Origin of the sequence: Vibrio mediterranei (assembly GCF_900088415.1) — a bacterium.
Classification (GTDB): Bacteria; Pseudomonadota; Gammaproteobacteria; order Enterobacterales; family Vibrionaceae; genus Vibrio; species Vibrio mediterranei.
This window is the reverse complement of record NZ_FLLQ01000003.1, coordinates 180,997-200,811: the sequence shown is the minus strand read 5'-3', so window position 1 is coordinate 200,811 and position 19,815 is coordinate 180,997. Positions and strand designations below refer to the sequence as shown.

The 19,815-nt window shown below is 44.7% G+C and carries 15 protein-coding genes; 4 read left to right on the top strand and 11 right to left on the bottom strand.

Translation table 11 applies throughout. The annotated features are described in order from the left end of the window. Positions 1-7: 7 nt before the first annotated feature. The 9 genes from VME0621_RS10840 to VME0621_RS10800 all read right to left on the bottom strand — a co-directional run bounded on the left by VME0621_RS10840 (position 8) and on the right by VME0621_RS10800 (position 10,667). Positions 8-1,732: a GspE/PulE family protein gene (locus VME0621_RS10840; protein WP_038229129.1), complete on the bottom strand. Its 1,725-nt coding sequence runs from the start codon at positions 1,730-1,732 to the stop codon at positions 8-10. Further along, positions 1,722-2,795 (bottom strand): tetratricopeptide repeat protein, encoded by a 1,074-nt coding sequence (locus VME0621_RS10835; protein WP_051868239.1) that lies wholly within the window; start codon positions 2,793-2,795, stop codon positions 1,722-1,724. The genes VME0621_RS10840 and VME0621_RS10835 overlap by 11 nt, the downstream gene beginning before the upstream one ends. 2 nt (positions 2,796-2,797) lie before the next feature. Further along, the gene (locus tag VME0621_RS10830) at positions 2,798-3,637 is read right to left on the bottom strand and encodes an ExeA family protein (RefSeq protein ID WP_006070992.1); all 840 of its coding nucleotides are present in this window, start codon (positions 3,635-3,637) and stop codon (positions 2,798-2,800) included. Between the two features lie 48 nt (positions 3,638-3,685). Beyond that, positions 3,686-5,359 carry a pilus (MSHA type) biogenesis protein MshL gene (gene mshL, locus VME0621_RS10825; RefSeq protein WP_038229125.1) on the bottom strand — a complete coding sequence of 558 codons (1,674 nt, stop codon included), beginning with the start codon at positions 5,357-5,359 and terminating at the stop codon, positions 3,686-3,688. A 15-nt stretch (positions 5,360-5,374) separates the two neighbouring features. Continuing rightward, complete coding sequence (locus tag VME0621_RS10820) at positions 5,375-5,701, bottom strand: hypothetical protein (RefSeq protein ID WP_038229124.1); 327 nt, start codon at positions 5,699-5,701, stop codon at positions 5,375-5,377. Then, positions 5,694-6,344: a type II secretion system protein GspM gene (locus tag VME0621_RS10815; protein WP_062456691.1), complete on the bottom strand. Its 651-nt coding sequence runs from the start codon at positions 6,342-6,344 to the stop codon at positions 5,694-5,696. Before VME0621_RS10815 ends, VME0621_RS10820 begins: the two co-directional genes overlap by 8 nt. Continuing rightward, positions 6,341-7,849 carry a hypothetical protein gene (locus VME0621_RS10810; RefSeq protein WP_062456688.1) on the bottom strand — a complete coding sequence of 503 codons (1,509 nt, stop codon included), beginning with the start codon at positions 7,847-7,849 and terminating at the stop codon, positions 6,341-6,343. The genes VME0621_RS10815 and VME0621_RS10810 overlap by 4 nt, the downstream gene beginning before the upstream one ends. Before the next feature lie 12 nt (positions 7,850-7,861). Then, complete coding sequence (gene csrD / locus VME0621_RS10805; protein WP_062456685.1) at positions 7,862-9,853, bottom strand: RNase E specificity factor CsrD; 1,992 nt, start codon at positions 9,851-9,853, stop codon at positions 7,862-7,864. A gap of 262 nt (positions 9,854-10,115) precedes the next feature. After that, positions 10,116-10,667, bottom strand: a complete 552-nt coding sequence (locus VME0621_RS10800) for a single-stranded DNA-binding protein (protein WP_006070982.1) — start codon at positions 10,665-10,667, stop codon at positions 10,116-10,118. 260 nt (positions 10,668-10,927) lie between these two features. Between VME0621_RS10800 and VME0621_RS10795 the strand changes: the two genes are divergently transcribed. The 4 genes from VME0621_RS10795 to VME0621_RS10780 all read left to right on the top strand — a co-directional run bounded on the left by VME0621_RS10795 (position 10,928) and on the right by VME0621_RS10780 (position 17,453). Further along, complete coding sequence (locus tag VME0621_RS10795; protein ID WP_038229115.1) at positions 10,928-11,578, top strand: LuxR C-terminal-related transcriptional regulator; 651 nt, start codon at positions 10,928-10,930, stop codon at positions 11,576-11,578. Positions 11,579-11,754: 176 nt separating this feature from the next. Continuing rightward, complete coding sequence (galU, locus tag VME0621_RS10790) at positions 11,755-12,624, top strand: UTP--glucose-1-phosphate uridylyltransferase GalU (protein ID WP_006070978.1); 870 nt, start codon at positions 11,755-11,757, stop codon at positions 12,622-12,624. 163 nt (positions 12,625-12,787) lie between these two features. Beyond that, on the top strand, positions 12,788-15,616 hold the full coding sequence (gene uvrA / locus VME0621_RS10785) for an excinuclease ABC subunit UvrA (protein ID WP_062456682.1): 2,829 nt from the start codon (positions 12,788-12,790) through the stop codon (positions 15,614-15,616). A gap of 70 nt (positions 15,617-15,686) precedes the next feature. After that, on the top strand, positions 15,687-17,453 hold the full coding sequence (locus tag VME0621_RS10780) for a PglL family O-oligosaccharyltransferase (protein ID WP_062456679.1): 1,767 nt from the start codon (positions 15,687-15,689) through the stop codon (positions 17,451-17,453). A 48-nt stretch (positions 17,454-17,501) separates the two neighbouring features. Here VME0621_RS10780 and VME0621_RS10775 read toward each other — a convergent pair whose 3' ends face one another. Beyond that, positions 17,502-18,104: a general secretion pathway protein GspB gene (locus VME0621_RS10775; RefSeq protein ID WP_062456676.1), complete on the bottom strand. Its 603-nt coding sequence runs from the start codon at positions 18,102-18,104 to the stop codon at positions 17,502-17,504. Continuing rightward, positions 18,101-19,765, bottom strand: a complete 1,665-nt coding sequence (locus VME0621_RS10770) for an ExeA family protein (protein ID WP_062456673.1) — start codon at positions 19,763-19,765, stop codon at positions 18,101-18,103. Before VME0621_RS10770 ends, VME0621_RS10775 begins: the two co-directional genes overlap by 4 nt. Between the last annotated feature and the right edge of the window lie 50 nt (positions 19,766-19,815).

The following is a 19,815-nucleotide window of genomic DNA, read 5'->3' as shown; positions in this document are numbered from 1 at the left end:
CATCAAACTAAATGTAAATAGGTTCGATGCTACCGGAAGCATCCCCTTCACCCAGTGCCATCACTTCATCTAGGCTGACGGTTCCTTGAATTGCGAGTTCCATTGCGGACGCGAGCAAGGGTTTATATTCTTTCGAGGCTCTAGCTCGCTGTGAGAACAGTACAGCATCATTCGCCCGTAAGGCGTCCATCATTCCTTGATCGAGTTCCAGCATTTCAAATACGCCTATCCGTCCTCGATAGCCGGTTAGATTACAGTTTTGGCACCCCTGCCCTTTATGGAAGGTCATCTCCGTTTGATTAGGGAAGCGAGTCATCAGCCATTGCTTTACATGTTCATCAGTTGGATGCTCACGTTTGCAATCGGGGCAAATTCTTCTCACTAAACGTTGGGCAATGACTGCTCTTACGGCACTAGCAACTAAGTACCCTGGAGCCCCCATATCCATCATGCGTAAAGCACTATCGACAGAATCATTAGTATGCAAGGTTGTAAGAACCAAGTGCCCGGTTAATGCAGCACGCAAACCAATTTCCACGGTTTCTTGGTCACGCATCTCGCCAACAAGAATGATATCGGGATCTTGGCGCAGGAAAGTTCTCAGGATCGATGAAAAATCCAAATTAATTTTTGGGTTTACTTGAACCTGATTGACTCGAGGCAAACGATATTCAACCGGATCTTCTGCAGTAATGATCTTTTTTCCAGGACTATTTAACTCCGTCAGCGCACCATATAAAGTCGTGGTTTTGCCGGACCCCGTTGGTCCAGTGACCAAGATCATTCCATGAGGGCGACGCAACTGCTTTCGCAATTTAATCAGCAGATCATTTGGAATCCCCGACTCTTCAAGCCTTCTGACACCTGTTGATTGGTTGAGCAGACGCATGACCACAGATTCGCCATGTTCAACGGGCATAGTCGACATACGAATATCAACCGATTGTCCTTTGGCTCTAATATTAAATCGGCCATCTTGAGGTAGACGCTTTTCCGAAATATCCAAATTTGCCATAAGCTTCAGTCGCAATACCATTGCTGGCGCAACATTCACTTCATTTAATAACGTCTCATGTAACACGCCATCAATACGCTGTCTAAGACGCAACACGTCGGCATCTGGCTCAATATGAATATCAGAAGCACCTACTTGAATGGCGTCTTCAAACAAAGAGTTAATCAGCTTAACCACCGTCACCTCTTCGCTTTCATCTTCTTCAATATTGAAGTCAAAAACATCCGTCGACTGATGCTCAGCATGAAGCTGCTCTGCAAATGAAGCGATTTCTTTGGTACGGCGATAGTAGCGGTCAAAACCGTCAAGCAATTGCTTTTCGGGGGCAATAACAAACTCGATAGCGTATTGACCAAGTTGGTTTAACAACGATTCCTGAACAAAAAGATCCGCAGGATCGCTCATCGCGACTCGTAATGTATCGTCTCGACGACCAATCACAAGTGCTCGCAAGCGTCTTGCATGAACTTCAGGAAGAAGCTGAACCGCATCCACATCGACTTGTGCCCGACTTAAATCGATCAATGGTAAAGCTAATTGCTGCGACAAAAACGTTAGCATCTGCTGTTCAGACAGGGCAGCCAGTTCTATCAGTGTTGCACCAAGTTTTCGGCCTGTATTACGCTGAATCGACAAAGCCTGCTGTAGCTGCTGTTCATTGATAATGCCTTCTTCAACCAGTAGATCACCGAGACGTTTACGAAGTTTAATTTGCATCATTACTTCCTTCGAGGCTTTCTATGACCTTAAGTCTGTCGCGAATAAATGCTTTCGATTGGCTTGAAACACCTATCTTTTCGAGCGCGTTTTCATAAGAGTTTTTAGCCAGTGAAAACTCCATTTTACGCTCCTGCTGAATAGCAAGCCCCATCCACCAACGAGCATTTTCACCGTCTTGTTGGGTAAGCAACTCATAGCTTTGATAGGCCATATCGGCTTGTTTATTTCGCTGCGCGAGACCGGCTCTGAGTGATAAGTATTCAATCGATGGATACTCAGGCAGATAAACCAACGGCGTGAGGGCAGCCTCCTGCTGATTCTCCTTGATAAGCAATTTCGTTAACGCCAAACGTAACCTTTCACCAGAAGGGTTACGATTAATCCCTTCTTGCAAAAGTTCATACGATTTTCGGGTCTGACCTTTACCGTAGTAGAGCGCCGACAATCGTTGTCTCACTTGCTCATTTTCCGGAGCGTACCTAAGTGCAGCGGTATAATTCTCAAGTGCACCATTAATATCATTGGCATCAATCGATTTCTTGGCTCGTTGAATGGCTTTTTCCGCTAACTGTTCCGAGCTGAGTTCTACTTGCTCAACCACCATCTCTCCACCATTGGCTTGAGGCTCAGCTTTATTTGGAGATAGTTGGGCTAACAGAATAGGTTCAGCAGAGGACGGCAACACGTGCGTATCTGCCATCGTAGTGACAGCTTTTGACTGGTCTTTGACTAGCGATACGCGTTGAATATCAGTCAGCTTTGCATTTGGTAAGTCGAACACAGCAGAAGAAGCGGAGCCTAAATTCGCTGTCGGTGAGTTTAATTGAGCACGAGACTGCGCTAAAGAGCGTGTACTTTCTTGAGGTACACTCATAGAAGGTGACGTATTTGCCGTAGAAAACGCCCAGCTTCCCATCGCTAAACTGACTAAGACTCCAACCCCAATCCACACAATGGGAGAGGTATTCCTCACTTTGGGTATTACAGCTTGCTCAATATTCACGTGAGAATTATTGGGTTTACTAGTCAGATTTGATAAGGCTTTATTAATCGCACTCATAGTTATTTCCATCCCCAGAGTACTGGGTATTTGAATATCGGCTTGGTGGCATCAAAAGTATCTTTTATCGCCAGATACAAGTGGCGGTTTAATACCTGCTGGCTGTTGTCACCAAACGCTAACAACAGTGTTTTATGGCAAATTTGGTGCACCAATCTTGGAACGCCTTTACTTGCTCGCCAAATGGCAGCCAGTTGATGATGACTGAACAGATGTTCCTCACGTCCAGCGCTCATCGTTCTCTGTTGGACATAAGCAAAACACTCAGCTTTTGCCATAGTACGTAATGTGGCGCTGAAGGTGATTCGCTGTCTAAATTGCCTTAGGTGATGCTGTTCAAGTCGCGTATCCAATTCAGGCTGCCCAAACAGCACTAAATGCATCAATTTGCTGTCTTCGGTTTCTAGATTTCCTAATAAACGAAGCGTCTCTAGTGCTTCATCAGATAAGGCCTGAGCTTCATCAATCAAAGCTACTACTGGTCGCTTCGACTGTTTGGCTTCGATAAGTTTTTTCTGAATATCTTCGAGCAACGTATGTTGCTGGCATTGCTCTATGCCAAGTTCTTTAGCAATAGCAATTCTTAACTCGGCACCGGACAACACCGGATTGGGCAAATAGACTAAGCTGTAATCAGCCTCGAGCTGTTTGATTAACATTCGGCAGACTAGGGTTTTTCCAGTACCTACTTCGCCCGTGACTTTGAGGACTCCTTCACCAAGTGCCACGCCCGCCGTCACAGTCTGTATCGCCTCATAATGCGGCGACAGACCAAAAAACAGCGCAGTATTGGGCGTCAGCGCAAATGGGTATTGCTCAAATCCGAAATAGTCTAAGTACACCGTTTATCGTTCCAATCTCTTCAACTCAAACTTCAAGCCCTAAGCCTTTTAATCTTCTGGGAACCACTCGTTAAGTAAGTCTCGAGAACGCTCAACTTCTTTCTGCCATGTATTCACACCAACAACAGTCGGACGTAGCAAGATGACCAACTCTGTTTTTTCCGTCACGTTTTGCGTATTTCTAAACAAGTGTCCCAGTGCAGGGATATCCCCAAGATATGGCACTTTAGAGACCATTTCAGTGGTTGCCGATTTCATCAGACCACCAATCACAACGACGTCACCGTCAGCTGCACGGATAACGGAGTCTGATTCACGAATAGAGCTTTTCGCTAGCGGCACAATGATAGACCCCCCTAACACTTCTATCTCTTTTTTCTCTTCTTGAACTTCAATAACCGCAGGATGAACATGCAGCAGAACATTACCTTTTTCATCAATTTGCGGCGTCACGTCCAAAGAAATACCCGAAAAGAAGGGCGTTAATTCAACTTGAGGCGCTACGTTGGCATTTTCACCAGAACCAATAACCGTTGAGATATCGGTAACGAAGTACTCATCGGTACCCACTTTGATAACCGATTTTTGGTTGTTGGCGGCGGTAATTCGAGGACTAGAAAGGACATTGAGATCGCCTTGCGTCGCCATAAAGCTCAATACGGCTTCAAAATGTCCGTCCGTAATGGTCACATTGGTTTGCCCACCTAACAGGGTGCCAATCTGATTTAAAGGTGGCACTGGGTTTTGCGCTGGTCGGGAGATAGAAACACCACCACTACCAATTGCCGCACCAATATTGCTCCAGCTAATGCCTTGTTGATAACCGTCGCTCAGCGTTACTTCTAGAATCTTTGCTTCCAGAATCACTTGACGATGAAGTCGCTGCTGCGACATATCTAAAAACTCTCTAACCTGACGAATTTCATCGGGATAAGCACGTAAAGTAAGTAAACTAGCTTGAGGGGTAACCACCACACTGCGACCGTCACCAGTACCTATCAACTTACTTACCGCTTGCTCAAGCGAAGGCCAGAAATCACTTTCACTGGTGGTTTCAATACGAGTTCCACCTTGCTCATTATTGTTGCTATTGCCACCATTAACGTTATTTGAGCTTGATGAACTGGACGAGTTCGAATTTGAACTGTTCGAGCTCGAGTTATTGTTTGAATTACTGCTATTGTTGTTATTGCTCGAATCTCTGCTGGAGATGGTTCCGGTCGTTATCGAGGTTAATGAGCGACCTGAACGTTTGAACTGCAAATAATCCACTGGAATAGAAACTGTGCGTAAACCCGCTGGATACACTTGGATGATTCGACCTTTTTTCTCAATGTCATAACCATACATATCACTAACGTTATCCAGCACTTCATCTAATGTCACGTCGCTCAAGTTAGCAGTAATTTTACCCGATACGCTCGGGTGAATAGACACGCTGTACTCGGTTCCTTTTACCAAACTGGTGAAAAATGCCTTGGCTTCGACGCCATTGGCTTGCACTCGGAAACGCTTCAGCGTTCGGCTCGAATGTGAGCCTGCCTGAGCGTCTAGCTCAGGCATTAGGTCAGCTTCCACTGTTGGGGGTAACTCATCTAGGCTCTTGTTATTCGCATTGTTCACCGATTCATTGAGACTTTGCTTTATTTCAACCGGATCTCGATGTCCCATTGAACATCCCACCAATGCTGCGATACATATACCGACTACTACCTTACGCATCATATTCTTATAGCCTTAGTTTTTTACGTCCATCGCAAATAAGCCAAGTTTCCACTGCTTGCCTGCGCGCTGAAGGAGGAGATTTTCACTGTTGATGTTGACGACTTTGTAACCGTTAATGACATCACCTTTTTCAACCACTTTGTCATTCATCACGGCTGAACACGGCATTGCCTGTTCGCAGACAATGCTTTGCAATGTCGGCAATCGATACACTACTTTTTTCTTCGGTTTCGTTTGTACTTGTGTTGGCTGCGCCCACCCTAAAGGTGCAGTGGGATCTTGGGTCGCCCACGAAGACATGGAAACACTCAATAAGGCGATAAATATTGCTCTAACCACCGATAAACTCCTTGCGAGTGCCCAGTGTGTACACTTCTAAAATCAAGCGAGCTTTGGGATGTTTTTCCACATCATATTTAAAGCTACGCCAGTAATATTTAACCGGCATTTGCTCCAACTCAGACAGATATTTAGCGATAGCAAAATAGTTACCCGTCAATTCAATCTTAACCGGATGAACAAAGTAACCGGAGTACTCACTTGCTCCATCAGTGCCAGTAATAGGCTCTGGTGGTAGCGACTCAAGAGCAACAAGTTTCAAGCTTTGGCTCTTGCTTAGCACCAATTCAAGCAGGTTCGTCATTTGAACCGGTGAGATAAGGTTATCCACCAATCCAGAGAGCTGTTCTGATAACGCTTGGCTCTCAGCAATTAGCCGATTGAACTCAAGATTAATGTCTTTGTCTGGATCTTGTTTAAGTTGGCTGCTCAATACTGAAAGCTGCCCCTCTAATTCCATGTTTTCACTGGAAACTTGTTGAAGTTGTCGTTCCAAACGGCTCTTTTGCAATAGACTAGGTTCAAGCAACAGCAGATAAAGCATCATAGCCACAATGACGAAAGCACAGATTGAGAGTAACGATTTTTCTCTTGTACTTAAGGCGAGGAACCTCTGATCTAACTTCAGCCAATAGTCCTTCACTGCTTAGCCTCCAATACTTGTGTCGCATCCACTTTTTCACCCGCATTTGCCACAGTATCTAGAGTTCGAATTTCTGGACTGGTACGCAATTCAAATGTCACGACATCATTAGTATTACGACCAATTTTCAAGGTCTTAAAGGTTCTTCCAACCAGACTTTGCTCTTGCTTGAATTGCCCAACCCAGTTTGGAATCACACTGGCGTTTCGTGCTAATCCAGAAATATCAATATTGCTTTTATCAAGGTAAATATGTTGAATTGAAATGTCGTTCCTTCCCAACGTCGCAAGCGAGTTCATCACGCTTGAATAGCCAACTTGCTGCTCTTTGTCATAGTCATCTACCGCATCCAACGCGTCTTTTTTCGCGGCGATCTCCTGCTTTAAGCGCTCTACGGCGGCAACTTTAACCGGAGAAGGTCGATGTGACTCCAACGCCGCTTTTTGCTGACTTAATTCATCATGTAGCGAGTCTGCGCGAGACTCCGATTGTGCAAGCTCGCTTTCTAATTGAGCTGTTGAAACTGAAATATACCCGTACACCGCAACAGCAGCTGTTACCGTCAGAGCCAGTACAGACGCAACTCGAGCTAAGGTAAAATGCTCTTGCTTAGGCTTTAAATACGATGGATACAGGTTAACTGCTGGTCCTTCCAACTGCTCACTGGCGATTTGAGCTAATAACGCCCCAGACCAACCCGTACGCTCAGAAACTAGGGGCATTACTTTGACATTCAATCGTGCAGTGAGCGCTTCAGCCAGTTGAGTTTCCGATTCTTCATCACAACAAACGTGCAACGCATGCACGCCACCTGTTTTTAATTGCGATGACAGATAGTCAAGAGACCTTTGCAACTCAAGAGCCAAGCTGTCGACATCAAGTCCAATGGTTTCGTCTTGAATAACAGGGCCAGAAACACTACGAATGGTTCGATGGAAAATCGGCAATTGTTCAACAAAAGCACTGACTCGATAGTGATGAAAACGACTTCTTTGCAATAAAACCGCGCTGTGACTCTCTTTTTGAGCTCTTGCCCAAAATAGCTCTTCTGGAATAACTTGAGCCAGTTCCAATCCTAACTTTTCTAATACACCGCGAAGCTGTAACAGCCAGGATTTCTGAATCACATAGGCAGTTGTTTTATTCAAGCTTGGCAGCTCTAGACCATCGGCAACAATCTCAGTCACTCGCTCACTGATAACATCCTTCAATAAAAAAGGCAGAGCTTGAGGCCACTCAGATTTTGGTATTCTTGGCGTGTCTATTTGATAGGTATGATAAAGGTCGCTACCAATGACAACATTGACGCTTTGGCCCTTGGTTGCTTTAGGCTGCAGAAGTTGCTCAAGCGCCTTTTGCCAATTGTTGGCAGTAATATCACAGTTACTAACCTTAAGCTGTCCTTTCTCTGACAAAAAGACGCCATCCGACTGCATAATAACTACCATTGGGGAAGTATTCGCTTGTTTCGACCCAAATCGAGCAACGATGTTTTTAAACGTCATAACATTTCCGCGTTAGGTTCTTTTCCAACGATTTCTTCGTCCAGGCTTTATCATTGCCGCTTTTGGCTTAGGATCTGGCATGAGTTGTGTTTCAGCTGCAAAATAACGTCCTTGACCACCGCTAACACCAAGATCAAGCAGCGTATGCCACTCTTTTTTATTTTCCACGCCTACGGCAATAACTTGTGTTTTGGAGTCCCCACAAGCACCAACCATGCTGCGAACAAACAATTGGTTTTCATCCCGTTGATCAATTTTCTTAATTAAGCTGCGATGCAACTTAAGATAATCTACTTTCAGATCTTTGATGTAATGAGTACTCACAATCGAACGACCAGCCTGACCTACGATTACTGTGCACCCTAAACCGGACAGCATTCTAACAACTGGGCGAATATAGTCCAGATGTTGAACTAGTCTTGCCTCGGAAAATTCAAAGCTTAATTGTGAGCGTACCGCGATAGGCAATTGCAACAACTCATCACGAAACCACTTAAAATAGCCTTTATTAGCAAATGGCACGACATAAAGATTGATAGAAATCGGTAGAATAGCCGGACTTTTCTTAATGTTTCGTAACACTTTATTGAGCACTGCACGATCAAAATTGGACTCGTAGCCTACTTGAAGTAAAGCGGAATGGAATCGTGACGCTTTAACAATACCTCGTTCCGGATCTTCAATTCGCGCAAACAATTCTTTGTGAAGTACGTCGAGCTCCTTCCCTTTTTCGTACAAATAGCAGGGCTGCGAAAAAATAAGTAGATTTTCAGGCAGAAGCGCTTTATCAAACAATGTACGCCAACGCACACTGCCACGCTCATCGAATTTTTGGACTTGCTTGCTAAAGCGACTCCAGTTATTTACCTTTTGCAGTTGAGCACTTTTCAGCGCCGTTTCAGCCTCTTCCATGATGCGCCCTTGGCGTTCACCTTCGGAATACATACTGACACCAATGTGACACCAGTTCTCTTCATCAAGAGGCATTGGCGGCGTGATCTTTTCAAGCTGACGAATACATTGGTTTGCTAGGTTAGCAACATCTTTGCTACTTTGATGCGGAATAAATACCGCAAAATCGGCGTCATAGTAACGGGAGAAAATCACATCAGGATATTTCTGAACCGCGTTGGAAATCACTTCACCAACTTCCACGAGGAAGTCATCTGACGTCGATTTACCTTGAACCTCCTGTACTTGATCCCAGTCTTCAATGCGAAATAGCATAACGCCGCCTTGAGCGCCGCTTTCATGTATCGCTGATTCTAGTTTGCTATCAAATAGCATTCGATTTGCGCTGCCAGTCAATGGATCAAGGAAGGTTTGTGTGCGAATAAAGGTGTCGAATCGACTGCGCTCTTGGCGAGCATCTTGCAATTCTTCGATTAAAATGTCCAAAGCCTCACTAGCAGTATAAGGCCATTCTCTTTCATCTCCTTTAGCAAACTGCTCTACGCGACCGCCTAAGATCATCCGACCTCGCTCTTCCAATAACTCTGAGCCAACTAGCTGTTTACGAAGCCACTTCACCCCTTGCATTAGACAAAAGACAATCAACCCAAAAGCTAAAGTGACCGACCACATGGCTTCAATGGAATAACGCACATCCAAATAAGGGGGCAGCGCGGTAAATTCGACGCGATAGCCATCATTGCGCTCTAAATCAAAACCTTCTCGATACACAATGGTGCGATCTATGGTTGGAGAGGTGTTTTTGTATCGGTATACCACGCCAGCTGAAGAGGTCAGCTGCATCTCAATGATATTACTGGCTTGCAACATCTTAGGCATCCAACGCTGCATCATATAGGCTGCATCGGGGTCTTCTAATTCTTTATCGATAACTCGAACAATGCCAGCCAAGTGGTGATTGAGGTACTCTTGGCCCATCCTTTTAATGGATAGCGTTCCGCCAACAAACAGAATAAATACGGCACTCATGACAATTACTGTCACAAAAGCCACTAAGCGAGTGCTCAGTTTGAGGGTGGGAGTTTGCCTCATAGGTACTAAAGTCCTTTTTGAACCGATGATGTCATTAACGTTTGTCGTCCGAACTCAACTCGTTGATGCAACAAGAGAGATTCATGCGCACATTATATAAAATAAGCTGTCGCGTTAACTGTTTGTTATATCAAATTTACTATAACCCGTTAAGCAACAAGCAATGCGTTGTCTCTAAGAAACAAAAAAAACCGCGAATTCATCGCGGCTTTTCTATGCAAAAATCAAATAGAACTTAATTTGACTTGATATTCAGCACTGATTAGAACGGGATATCGTCATCGAAGTCCATTGGTGGTTCATTGTATTGCGGCTGCTGTTGAGCAGGTTTTTGCTGAGCTGGTTGTTGTACAGGTTGTTGAGGCTGTCCCCAACCCTGTTGTTGAGGAGCTTGCTGCTGCATGCCACCACCTTGGTTCATGCCGCCTTGCATACCACCCTGCATAGGAGCACCACCACCTTGGCGGCCACCTAGCATTTGCATCACGCCGTTGAAACCTTGAACAACAACTTCCGTTGTGTAGCGGTCTTGACCACTTTGGTCTTGCCACTTACGAGTTTGCAGTTGACCTTCAATATAAACTTGAGAGCCCTTACGCAGATATTCACCAGCAACTTCCGCTAGCTTGCCAAACAGAGCAACGCGGTGCCACTCAGTTTTTTCACGCTGCTCGCCTGTCGCTTTATCACGCCAAGATTCAGAGGTTGCGATTGTAATATTCGCCACGGCACCGCCGTTTGGCATGTAACGAATTTCTGGGTCGTTACCTAAGTTACCCACTAGAATGACTTTGTTTACTCCACGGCTTGCCATGTTTTGCTCCGTAACCACAGTGTGTTTCAAATTAGCCCAGTAGGATAACACGAACCACTGGTACCGCAACAGCGCTTATCCTGAGGATACCAAAATAACCCCTTTCCCCTCGTTATTACGAGCGAAGCAAACAATGATAAACTTTATATTTATATCAATTACTTAGATAGTTTTAAGTCACTCTCAAACTACTTTTTTATCACTAGAACATAAACTACATACTCGTCAATATGCATAAAAACCACGAGTAAAAGTGTGCTATGAGAAGAAATAATTACCAACGCGTCATTCAACATGTCACTCTTAATCAAGAGGACTCAGTTACCAAAACGGTCAAGCGCTTATCCCATCTAAGTATTAATGCTATTCAAGCCATCACTCCTCAAGATCTACTTTCAACCACCTCCGGTTCTCGTAATCGTATTTTGCTCTTTGATTACGAAGAATCCTTAGATCTTTTCCAACAAGTGTTAAACCTGCCTTTAGCAAGCAAAAATTTTGAGACCGTACTGATCAATGTTCCGCATCGGCTAACGACCGAGGAGATCCTTAGATATGGTCATATCAAAGGGCTCTTTTACAGCCACGAAGACGCTAAGAAAATCGTGATTGGTCTGGGAGAAATCATTAACGGCAAAAACTGGCTACCTCGAGAAGTAACCAGCCAACTGTTACACCACTATCGCCATGTGGTTTCAGCAAATACCTCTCCCACTGTGGTAGATTTGACGGCTAGAGAAATCGAGATCCTGCGGTGTCTGCAATCGGGAGCCAGCAACTTACAAATATCTGAAGACCTATTTATTACTGAGTCCACAGTAAAATCTCACCTTTATCAAGTCTTTAGAAAGCTTTCTGTAAAAAACCGCCTACAAGCGATAGCTTGGGCCAATCAAAACCTTCTCTCCTAGCAATACACACAAAACACATCTTCATCTACGTAGAGAGTTCGCTCTGTTTTTCAATGCAAAACAGAGCGAACTCTGACACATTTCTACTGTCATAAACCGGCGATAATATGTAGACTTAGGTCCAATCGCCCGTCAGTGGCAACAAATTAAAACGAATAAAGATAAAGGGTTTTATCATGATCAAGAAGTGCCTATTCCCGGCAGCTGGTTACGGAACTCGCTTCCTACCCGCTACAAAATCTATGCCTAAAGAAATGATGCCAGTGGTTAACAAACCATTGATTGAATACGGTGTGGAAGAAGCCATTCAAGCGGGAATGGACGGAATGTGTATTGTTACCGGTCGTGGTAAACACTCCATCATGGATCACTTCGATAAAAACTACGAACTTGAACACCAAATTAGTGGCACTAATAAAGAAGAGCTTCTTGTTGATATCCGCGACATCATTGATTCGGCACAATTCACCTACATTCGCCAACGTGAAATGAAGGGCCTGGGTCATGCGATTTTGACTGGTCGTGAGCTTGTAGGTGACGAACCATTTGCCGTCGTTCTAGCGGACGACCTTTGTGTTAACGAAGATCAAGGTGTACTGGCTCAAATGGTCGCGCTCTACAAACAGTTCCGCTGCTCAATCGTTGCGGTTCAAGAAGTACCTGAAGATGAAACGCACAAATACGGTGTTATCTCCGGTGAAATGATTAAAGACGATCTTTTCCGTGTAGATGATATGGTTGAAAAACCTGAGCAAGGCACAGCGCCTAGCAACCTAGCAATCATTGGTCGTTATATTCTTACTCCAGATATTTTCGAGCTAATTGAACAAACAGAGCCTGGCAAAGGCGGTGAAATCCAAATCACCGACGCCTTGCTTAAACAAGCAAAAGCTGGCTGCGTTTTGGCCTACAAATTTAAAGGTCAACGTTTTGACTGCGGTAGCGTAGAAGGCTATATCGAAGCAACGAACTACTGCTTTGAGAATCTTTACCTAAAAGATGAGAAAACAGCAGAGCTTGGCAAACACGCAACTAAGAAAGCGTAATATAAGCTTGAGCTCACAAAACAAACGATAAGCAGTAGCGCCATTTTCATCGAGAAGTGGCGCTTTTTTACATTTACAGACCTGTTTTTTTATCCAGTATTTCTTTGCACAAACTTCACACTATGTAATACTTGTCACACTACGTATTACATGAGTGGCAACAATGGATAAGATCGAAGTTAGGGGTGCTCGAACCCATAACCTAAAAAACGTCAATCTGACAATTCCTCGCGACAAACTGACCGTTATCACTGGCCTTTCGGGCTCAGGTAAGTCTTCACTCGCCTTTGATACTCTGTACGCAGAGGGGCAACGTCGTTATGTGGAATCCTTATCCGCTTATGCAAGACAGTTTTTATCCTTGATGGAAAAGCCTGATGTTGACCACATCGAAGGCTTGTCTCCAGCTATATCTATAGAGCAAAAATCCACCTCGCATAACCCTCGCTCAACTGTGGGTACCATTACAGAAGTCTATGACTACTTGCGCTTGCTGTATGCTCGAGTGGGCGAGCCACGCTGCCCAGAACACAAAACACCACTAGCCGCACAAACCGTTAGCCAAATGGTTGATAAGGTTCTAGAGCTACCAGAAGGCTCTAAAATGATGTTGCTAGCTCCAATTGTTAAGGAGCGTAAAGGTGAGCATGTTAAAACTCTAGAAAACCTCTCAGCTCAAGGTTTTATTCGCGCCCGTATCGACGGAGAAACCTGCGATCTTTCCGATCCGCCGACACTTGAGCTGCATAAAAAGCACACCATTGAGGTGGTTGTCGACCGCTTTAAAGTTCGAGATAACTTACAGCAGCGTCTTGCCGAATCTTTTGAAACCGCACTAGAACTCTCAGGAGGCATCGTCGGTGTCGCTTGGATGGATGAACCTGAAAAAGAGGACATCATCTTTTCTGCTAATTTCGCTTGCCCTTACTGTGGCTATAGCTTGCAAGAGCTTGAGCCTCGCCTGTTTTCGTTTAACAACCCTGCTGGGGCCTGCCACACGTGTGATGGTTTAGGAGTCCAACAATACTTCGATCCAGCCCGAGTCGTGATGGATGAAGAACTGAGCATTGCTGAAGGTGCGATTCGTGGTTGGGATCAGAAGAACTACTACTACTTCCAAATGCTGACCTCACTGGCCAAGCATTACGACTTTGATTTATACGCGCCCTTTAAATCTCTGCCGAAAAAGATCAAAGATGTGGTGCTCACAGGCTCAGGTCGTACAGAGGTAGAATTTAACTACGTTAACGATCGCGGTGATATCCGCGTGAAACGCCATCCATTTGAAGGGATCCTAAATACCCTTGAGCGCCGTTATCGTGATACTGAATCTAACTCAGTACGTGAAGATCTCGCGAAATATATCTCGACAAAATCCTGTGGTTCTTGTGGTGGTACTCGGCTGCGTGAAGAAGCACGTAATGTCTTTATCGCTGATACCACATTGCCAGAAATCGTCGAAATGAGCATCAGTGGTGCCATGGACTTTTTCCGTTCATTAGAGCTTGAGGGGCAACGCGCCCAAATAGCAGAGAAAGTCATGAAAGAGATCAATGATCGTCTGCACTTCCTCATTAATGTAGGCCTTAACTACTTAAACCTGTCACGCAGTGCCGAAACACTTTCAGGCGGGGAAGCGCAGCGTATCCGCTTGGCAAGTCAAATTGGTGCAGGTCTAGTCGGGGTAATGTACGTTCTTGATGAGCCTTCTATTGGTCTCCACCAGCGCGACAATGAACGTCTTCTTAATACGCTAACGCATTTAAGAGATCTAGGTAACACCGTATTGGTTGTTGAACACGACGAAGATGCTATCCGAACGGCAGACCACGTCATTGATATTGGCCCTGGCGCAGGCGTTCATGGTGGTTCTGTAGTAGCTGAAGGTACTATTGAAGACATTATCCAATCAGAAGAATCACTAACCGGTCAGTACCTAAGCGGGAAACGAGAAATCGCGATTCCTCAACAGCGTACGCCAATGGATGCCAAGAAGGTGGTGAAGCTGCAAGGTGCAACAGGCAATAATCTTAAAAATGTCGATTTAACTATTCCAGTTGGTCTATTTAGCTGTATTACTGGTGTTTCCGGTTCAGGTAAATCCACCTTGATTAATGATACCTTCTTTAAGATAGCGCACACTCAGCTCAATGGAGCAACAACTGCCGAACCATCCCCTTATAAGAAGATTGAAGGTTTAGAGCATTTCGATAAAGTGATCGATATTGACCAAAGTCCAATAGGTCGTACACCCCGCTCTAACCCTGCTACTTATACTGGTATCTTCACCCCCATTCGCGAACTGTTTGCAGGCACTCAAGAGTCACGCTCTCGTGGCTACAAACCAGGTCGCTTTAGCTTCAATGTTCGCGGCGGCCGCTGTGAAGCATGTCAAGGTGACGGCGTTATCAAGGTAGAAATGCACTTTTTACCTGATGTATACGTGCCATGTGACGTATGTAAAGGGAAGCGTTATAACCGTGAAACGTTAGAAGTTCGCTACAAGGGTAAGACCATTGATGAAGTGCTACAAATGACTGTAGAAGATGCTCGTGAGTTCTTCGATCCGGTTCCTGTAATTGCTAGAAAACTACAAACCCTAATGGACGTAGGTCTTTCGTACATTCGTCTCGGTCAAGCTGCGACAACACTTTCAGGTGGTGAAGCTCAGCGGGTTAAACTGGCTAGAGAACTCTCTAAACGTGATACGGGTAAAACGCTCTATATTTTAGATGAGCCAACAACAGGTCTGCATTTCCACGATATCGAGCTGCTCTTGTCCGTTCTGCACCGTCTTCGTGACCATGGCAATACCGTCGTGGTTATCGAGCACAATCTTGATGTCATTAAAACTTCTGACTGGATCATCGATTTAGGGCCAGAAGGTGGACAGGGAGGAGGAGAAATTATCGCTCAAGGGACCCCAGAAAATGTGTCTCAAGTCGAAGGTTCTCACACAGCACGCTTCCTAAAACCTATGCTAAAAGGTTAAATTAGGGCATCTTAGAAGAGTGACGTATGGTTACGTCACTCTCTTTCTTGTTCATTAACTAGTAGCAAGCATGGCAATTATTCATACCAACGGTACAGAACTGGCTGAAAATCGAGTTCGTCCCCCGCTCAATCGAAAGTTCATGGCCGCTATGGCGATGCTTTATCTCATCGCGACACATGTTTTCTGGCCAAATCCAGGCGGCTTGGGGCTTGCACTCACCTTCAATAACACAGCGTGGATTGCATTTAGCGTCGCTTTAGCTATTGGGCTTTATCAACTCGGTAGCAACCAAATATTGCGCTACAGCAAACTTACTATTGGTTTGTTGCTCTCTTGTATTCTGTTAAGTGTTCCACTGTTCTACAGCAAACCCGACATGGTTTCCGTCGCTCCTCGATTTATTGCTCTGTGGAGTGGCATGTTGTTGTTCATTGTTTTGCAGCAATTTCGCTTCACCAATAAGCAGAAACAACGGTTTTTGTGGTTGGTTGTCCTAGCGGCTCTGATTGAGTCTGCGATTGGCTATGGCCAATATTTCTTGCTGTCCGATGATAATTTCATGGGATATAACGTAGTCATTAACCGCCCTTATGGGATCTTCCAACAGCCTAATGTGATGGCTAGCTTTCTCGCCACCGCTCTGGTTCTGTCTGGTTATCTGCTCGCACGTCAACGACATAAATATAACTGGCATATCAGCGATGTCTCCATCTTATATTTAACACCCGTTATTACCTTACCTCTAATTGTCGTTTTAGGCTCAAGAACAGGCTGGCTAGGTGCACTAATCGGAACATTGCTGCTTATCCCTTATCTGTATCGACACTCAACTAGGAAGCGCTTTCGAGGCTGGTCTTTTGCTAGTTTAGCCGGCGTAGCATTAGGACTTTTGCTTGGATTTGGCAACAGCAGTAGCCAAAATCTTATCGAACAAAAAGCCAGCTTTACCGACATTCGTACAACGATTTACAGCCAGTCCATAGATATGCTGATCGAGAAGCCATTTACTGGCTATGGATTGGGAAAGTTTGAAGCTGAGTACATGGTGTATACGGCTCGACAGCACCAGCTCAACAACAATTTTGCTGCTGGCGTACCTGCTCTGGATCACCCACATAACGAATTGTTGTTTTGGGGGATTGAGGGGGGATTGCTGCCGATTCTTGGCATTTTGCTCGCGGCTCTTTTCATCCTAAGCCGAATTTACACCGCTAAACCCGGGACACGCTTGGCTATATTCGCTCTATTCTTACCCATTGCGCTGCACAGTCAAACGGAGTATCCGTTTTATCATTCACTGATACACTGGATTACCTTTATCATCCTGATTTATTGGGTAGACCAACGTACGCCTCGATTAAAACAAGCTTCGTTATCCGGTGTAACTAAGACACTGACGAGAGTGATGTCTCTATTGATACCAATTTTGGTCATCACCTATATGGTTGCATCTTTGCATACTAATTATGTGTTAGCTAAGTTTGAAAAATCTGACCCAGTCGATGTCACCATCTTAGAGCAAGTCAGTAACCCTATGGCATGGCAAGATCGTTATGACTGGGATGTCTATAGCACTTACCTAAAGCTCGGGTTACGCACTGGTGATAAAACGCTAATTCAACCTTATATTGACTGGTCTGTGGATATTATCCGTCACAAGCCACGTCCTGCTTTTTATCGTAATCTGATAACGGCTTACCAAGGGATGGGAGATACGAGTAAAGCTCAGCAAGTAAAAACCGAAGCAGAATATCTATTCCCTTATCAGCAGTTTGAGCTAGTTGCTACCGAGCCATTACAGGCGAAGCCTCCCAAAGTCTCTGCTGCAAACTAAATATACTCAATGACAATGAAAATGGGACGCTACCTAGCGTCCCGTTTTTTATCCGCCCCATTCATACAAGGCAGGAATATCAATGATATCGTTATCAAAGCGAATGGTAATGAACTGAGGCTCTATAGCGAGCAACTGGATATTATTCATTCTATCCCCTTCTTTTAACTCTTGACCATTGATTTTAACCCAACGTCGCTGAGCATCAGACGAATACATATGAGTTTGTAGATTCAATGCAGGCAGACGTCCACGATAACGAGCTTGATTATCTTCCAGAGCGATATGATCTGAATTACTTGGTACTAAAGTAGGTTCTGTCTTATTGATGGCAGACGCGACTTTGCGAGCAATCTCAGGGTCTAAACCACTCAGATCTAAGTTCTCTAAATCAAAAGACTGTTCTGAAGCCGTGTTGGTATCTGGCACAACATCAATAGGTGAACTAGCACTCGTCGTGTTTACAACTTGAGTGACCTGAGTCGTAGCAACGGGCACGCTGACTTGTGGCAACGGTTTAAGCTGCGAAAAATTAGGGTATGCCAAAATAGAGTATGATTCGCTTGGTTTCTGTGGGTCCTCCAGTGCACTCTGAGAGGCTATTGCACCGACAGAAACGAGCACTAAACTACTCCAGATTAGAGACTTCATAGTGACCCCTCTTGGTTCTGCTTGGCTTCGATGGAAGGTGGGTTATTCTGGGTTAAAAGCTCCAATTTACGCAGCGTATTACGCCCAGCTATGCCATCAACATCAATATTCTGCCAACGCTGAAAGACTTCCACTTTACGTTTTAGTGCTTCGTCGAAAATATCGCTACCAGAAGGTGTACCTCCAAGCACTTTTGACAATTTTTCATCCAATAACCGAACTTGCGCTCCCTGTTGATTCAATCGGAGCGTGGTTTGCAGTTCACGTTGCCAAATAGAGTAGTATTCACCAGTCCATAACTGCTCAAGCCATGATTTCGGCAAAGAGATACGTTGCTGACCATTCAGCACTTGCACTTGGTCGTCTGAAACTTGATACAGCACCACATAACTTTGTCGTCCATCCAAATACAAAGACATCACAACAGGCAGATTCTGTTGCTCTATCTGAGACAAGGTACCTAAATACTTTTGGCACTCAAAACTACTGCTCGGTGACTCTTCGCACATGCCATCAAGTACACCTGCTTTGTAGCCCCAAACCGCATAAAGCTCTTGAATCGCAGATATTTTATCTTTTCGTTTAAACAGATCTTGTAGTAGCTCTTTAGGATAAGGTTCATCAACATTATTAACAGGTATTATCACTTCTTTGGAGGAAGAGCTTGAGGCACTGACTGGCTCAGCAACTTGCTGTTGGTTTGATAATGATGACAACCACGCTAATCCTTCTGCACCTTTCCAGTACAGTCCCCCAGCAACTGCAATGCCTAGTAGCACAGGCATTGCATAAGTCGACAATAATTCTGACAAACCACCACCTGTGTTTTGCACCGAATGTCCCACACCAGGAGCTTGGAACGAAAGAATATCTTCACAAGCTTTATGAGCCAAAGACTTAGATACTTTTTTCTCTCCTGAGTGATAAGCATACTGTAACGCTTTATCTCCGATGAGATTAATCAAACGCGGAATGCCCTGACTGGCGTTATTTATGGCAGCCACTGCCCCCTTCGAAAACAGTGAAATGTCACCGCCAGCCATCGACAAGCGAAAGTCTATATATTGGCGAGTCTCCCCTTCCGTAAGCGGCAATAGGTGATAGCGTCCGGTGATTCGTTGGGCCAATTGGCGTAATTGGGTTGTGCGCAGTTTGTCTTGTAACTCAGGTTGACCAATCAACAAAACTTTCAGTAACTTATGATCATCCGTTTCAAGGTTAGTCAACAGTCGCAACTGCTCGAGAACTTCCGCAGAGAGATGCTGCGCTTCATCGATCACAAGTAGCGTATTAATACCTTGTTGATCATTATCGATTAAATATTGGTATATGGCTTGGCTGAGCTGTTTTAAGGAAGCCCTTTCAGGGTAACTAAGTGAAAACTCGTCGCAGATGGCTTCAAGCAGATCTTGGCTCGAAAACGTAGGATTTAGGATCAATCCAGATGCCGTTTTATCATCCAGTGACGCTAACATGGCTTTGGCTACGGTGGTTTTTCCTGTCCCCACTTCTCCCGTTAACATGGCGAATCCACCACCTTGGCCAAGACCAGCTTGAAGGTGCTGCATTGCTTCTCGATGTCGCTGACTCAAGAATAAATAACGAGAGCTCGGTACTATTGAAAATGGCACCTCGTAAAAACCAAAATAATCCTTATACATCCATTCAACCTTACAATATCAGTCAAAGCAAAGTACCATTGAGCTAGATG

Bases quoted from the DNA above. Each gene is read 5' to 3' on its own strand.
- VME0621_RS10835 (WP_051868239.1), bottom strand. From the start codon at position 2,795: ATGAGTGCGATTAATAAAGCCTTATCAAATCTGACTAGTAAACCCAAT.
- VME0621_RS10800 (WP_006070982.1), bottom strand. From the start codon at position 10,667: ATGGCAAGCCGTGGAGTAAACAAAGTCATTCTAGTGGGTAACTTAGGT.
- uvrA (WP_062456682.1), top strand. From the start codon at position 12,788: ATGGATAAGATCGAAGTTAGGGGTGCTCGAACCCATAACCTAAAAAAC.
- VME0621_RS10770 (WP_062456673.1), bottom strand. From the start codon at position 19,765: ATGTATAAGGATTATTTTGGTTTTTACGAGGTGCCATTTTCAATAGTA.
- csrD (WP_062456685.1), bottom strand. From the start codon at position 9,853: ATGAGGCAAACTCCCACCCTCAAACTGAGCACTCGCTTAGTGGCTTTT.
- VME0621_RS10775 (WP_062456676.1), bottom strand. From the start codon at position 18,104: ATGAAGTCTCTAATCTGGAGTAGTTTAGTGCTCGTTTCTGTCGGTGCA.
- VME0621_RS10795 (WP_038229115.1), top strand. From the start codon at position 10,928: ATGAGAAGAAATAATTACCAACGCGTCATTCAACATGTCACTCTTAAT.
- VME0621_RS10840 (WP_038229129.1), bottom strand. From the start codon at position 1,732: ATGCAAATTAAACTTCGTAAACGTCTCGGTGATCTACTGGTTGAAGAA.
- mshL (WP_038229125.1), bottom strand. From the start codon at position 5,359: ATGCGTAAGGTAGTAGTCGGTATATGTATCGCAGCATTGGTGGGATGT.
- VME0621_RS10780 (WP_062456679.1), top strand. From the start codon at position 15,687: ATGGCAATTATTCATACCAACGGTACAGAACTGGCTGAAAATCGAGTT.
- VME0621_RS10810 (WP_062456688.1), bottom strand. From the start codon at position 7,849: ATGACGTTTAAAAACATCGTTGCTCGATTTGGGTCGAAACAAGCGAAT.
- galU (WP_006070978.1), top strand. From the start codon at position 11,755: ATGATCAAGAAGTGCCTATTCCCGGCAGCTGGTTACGGAACTCGCTTC.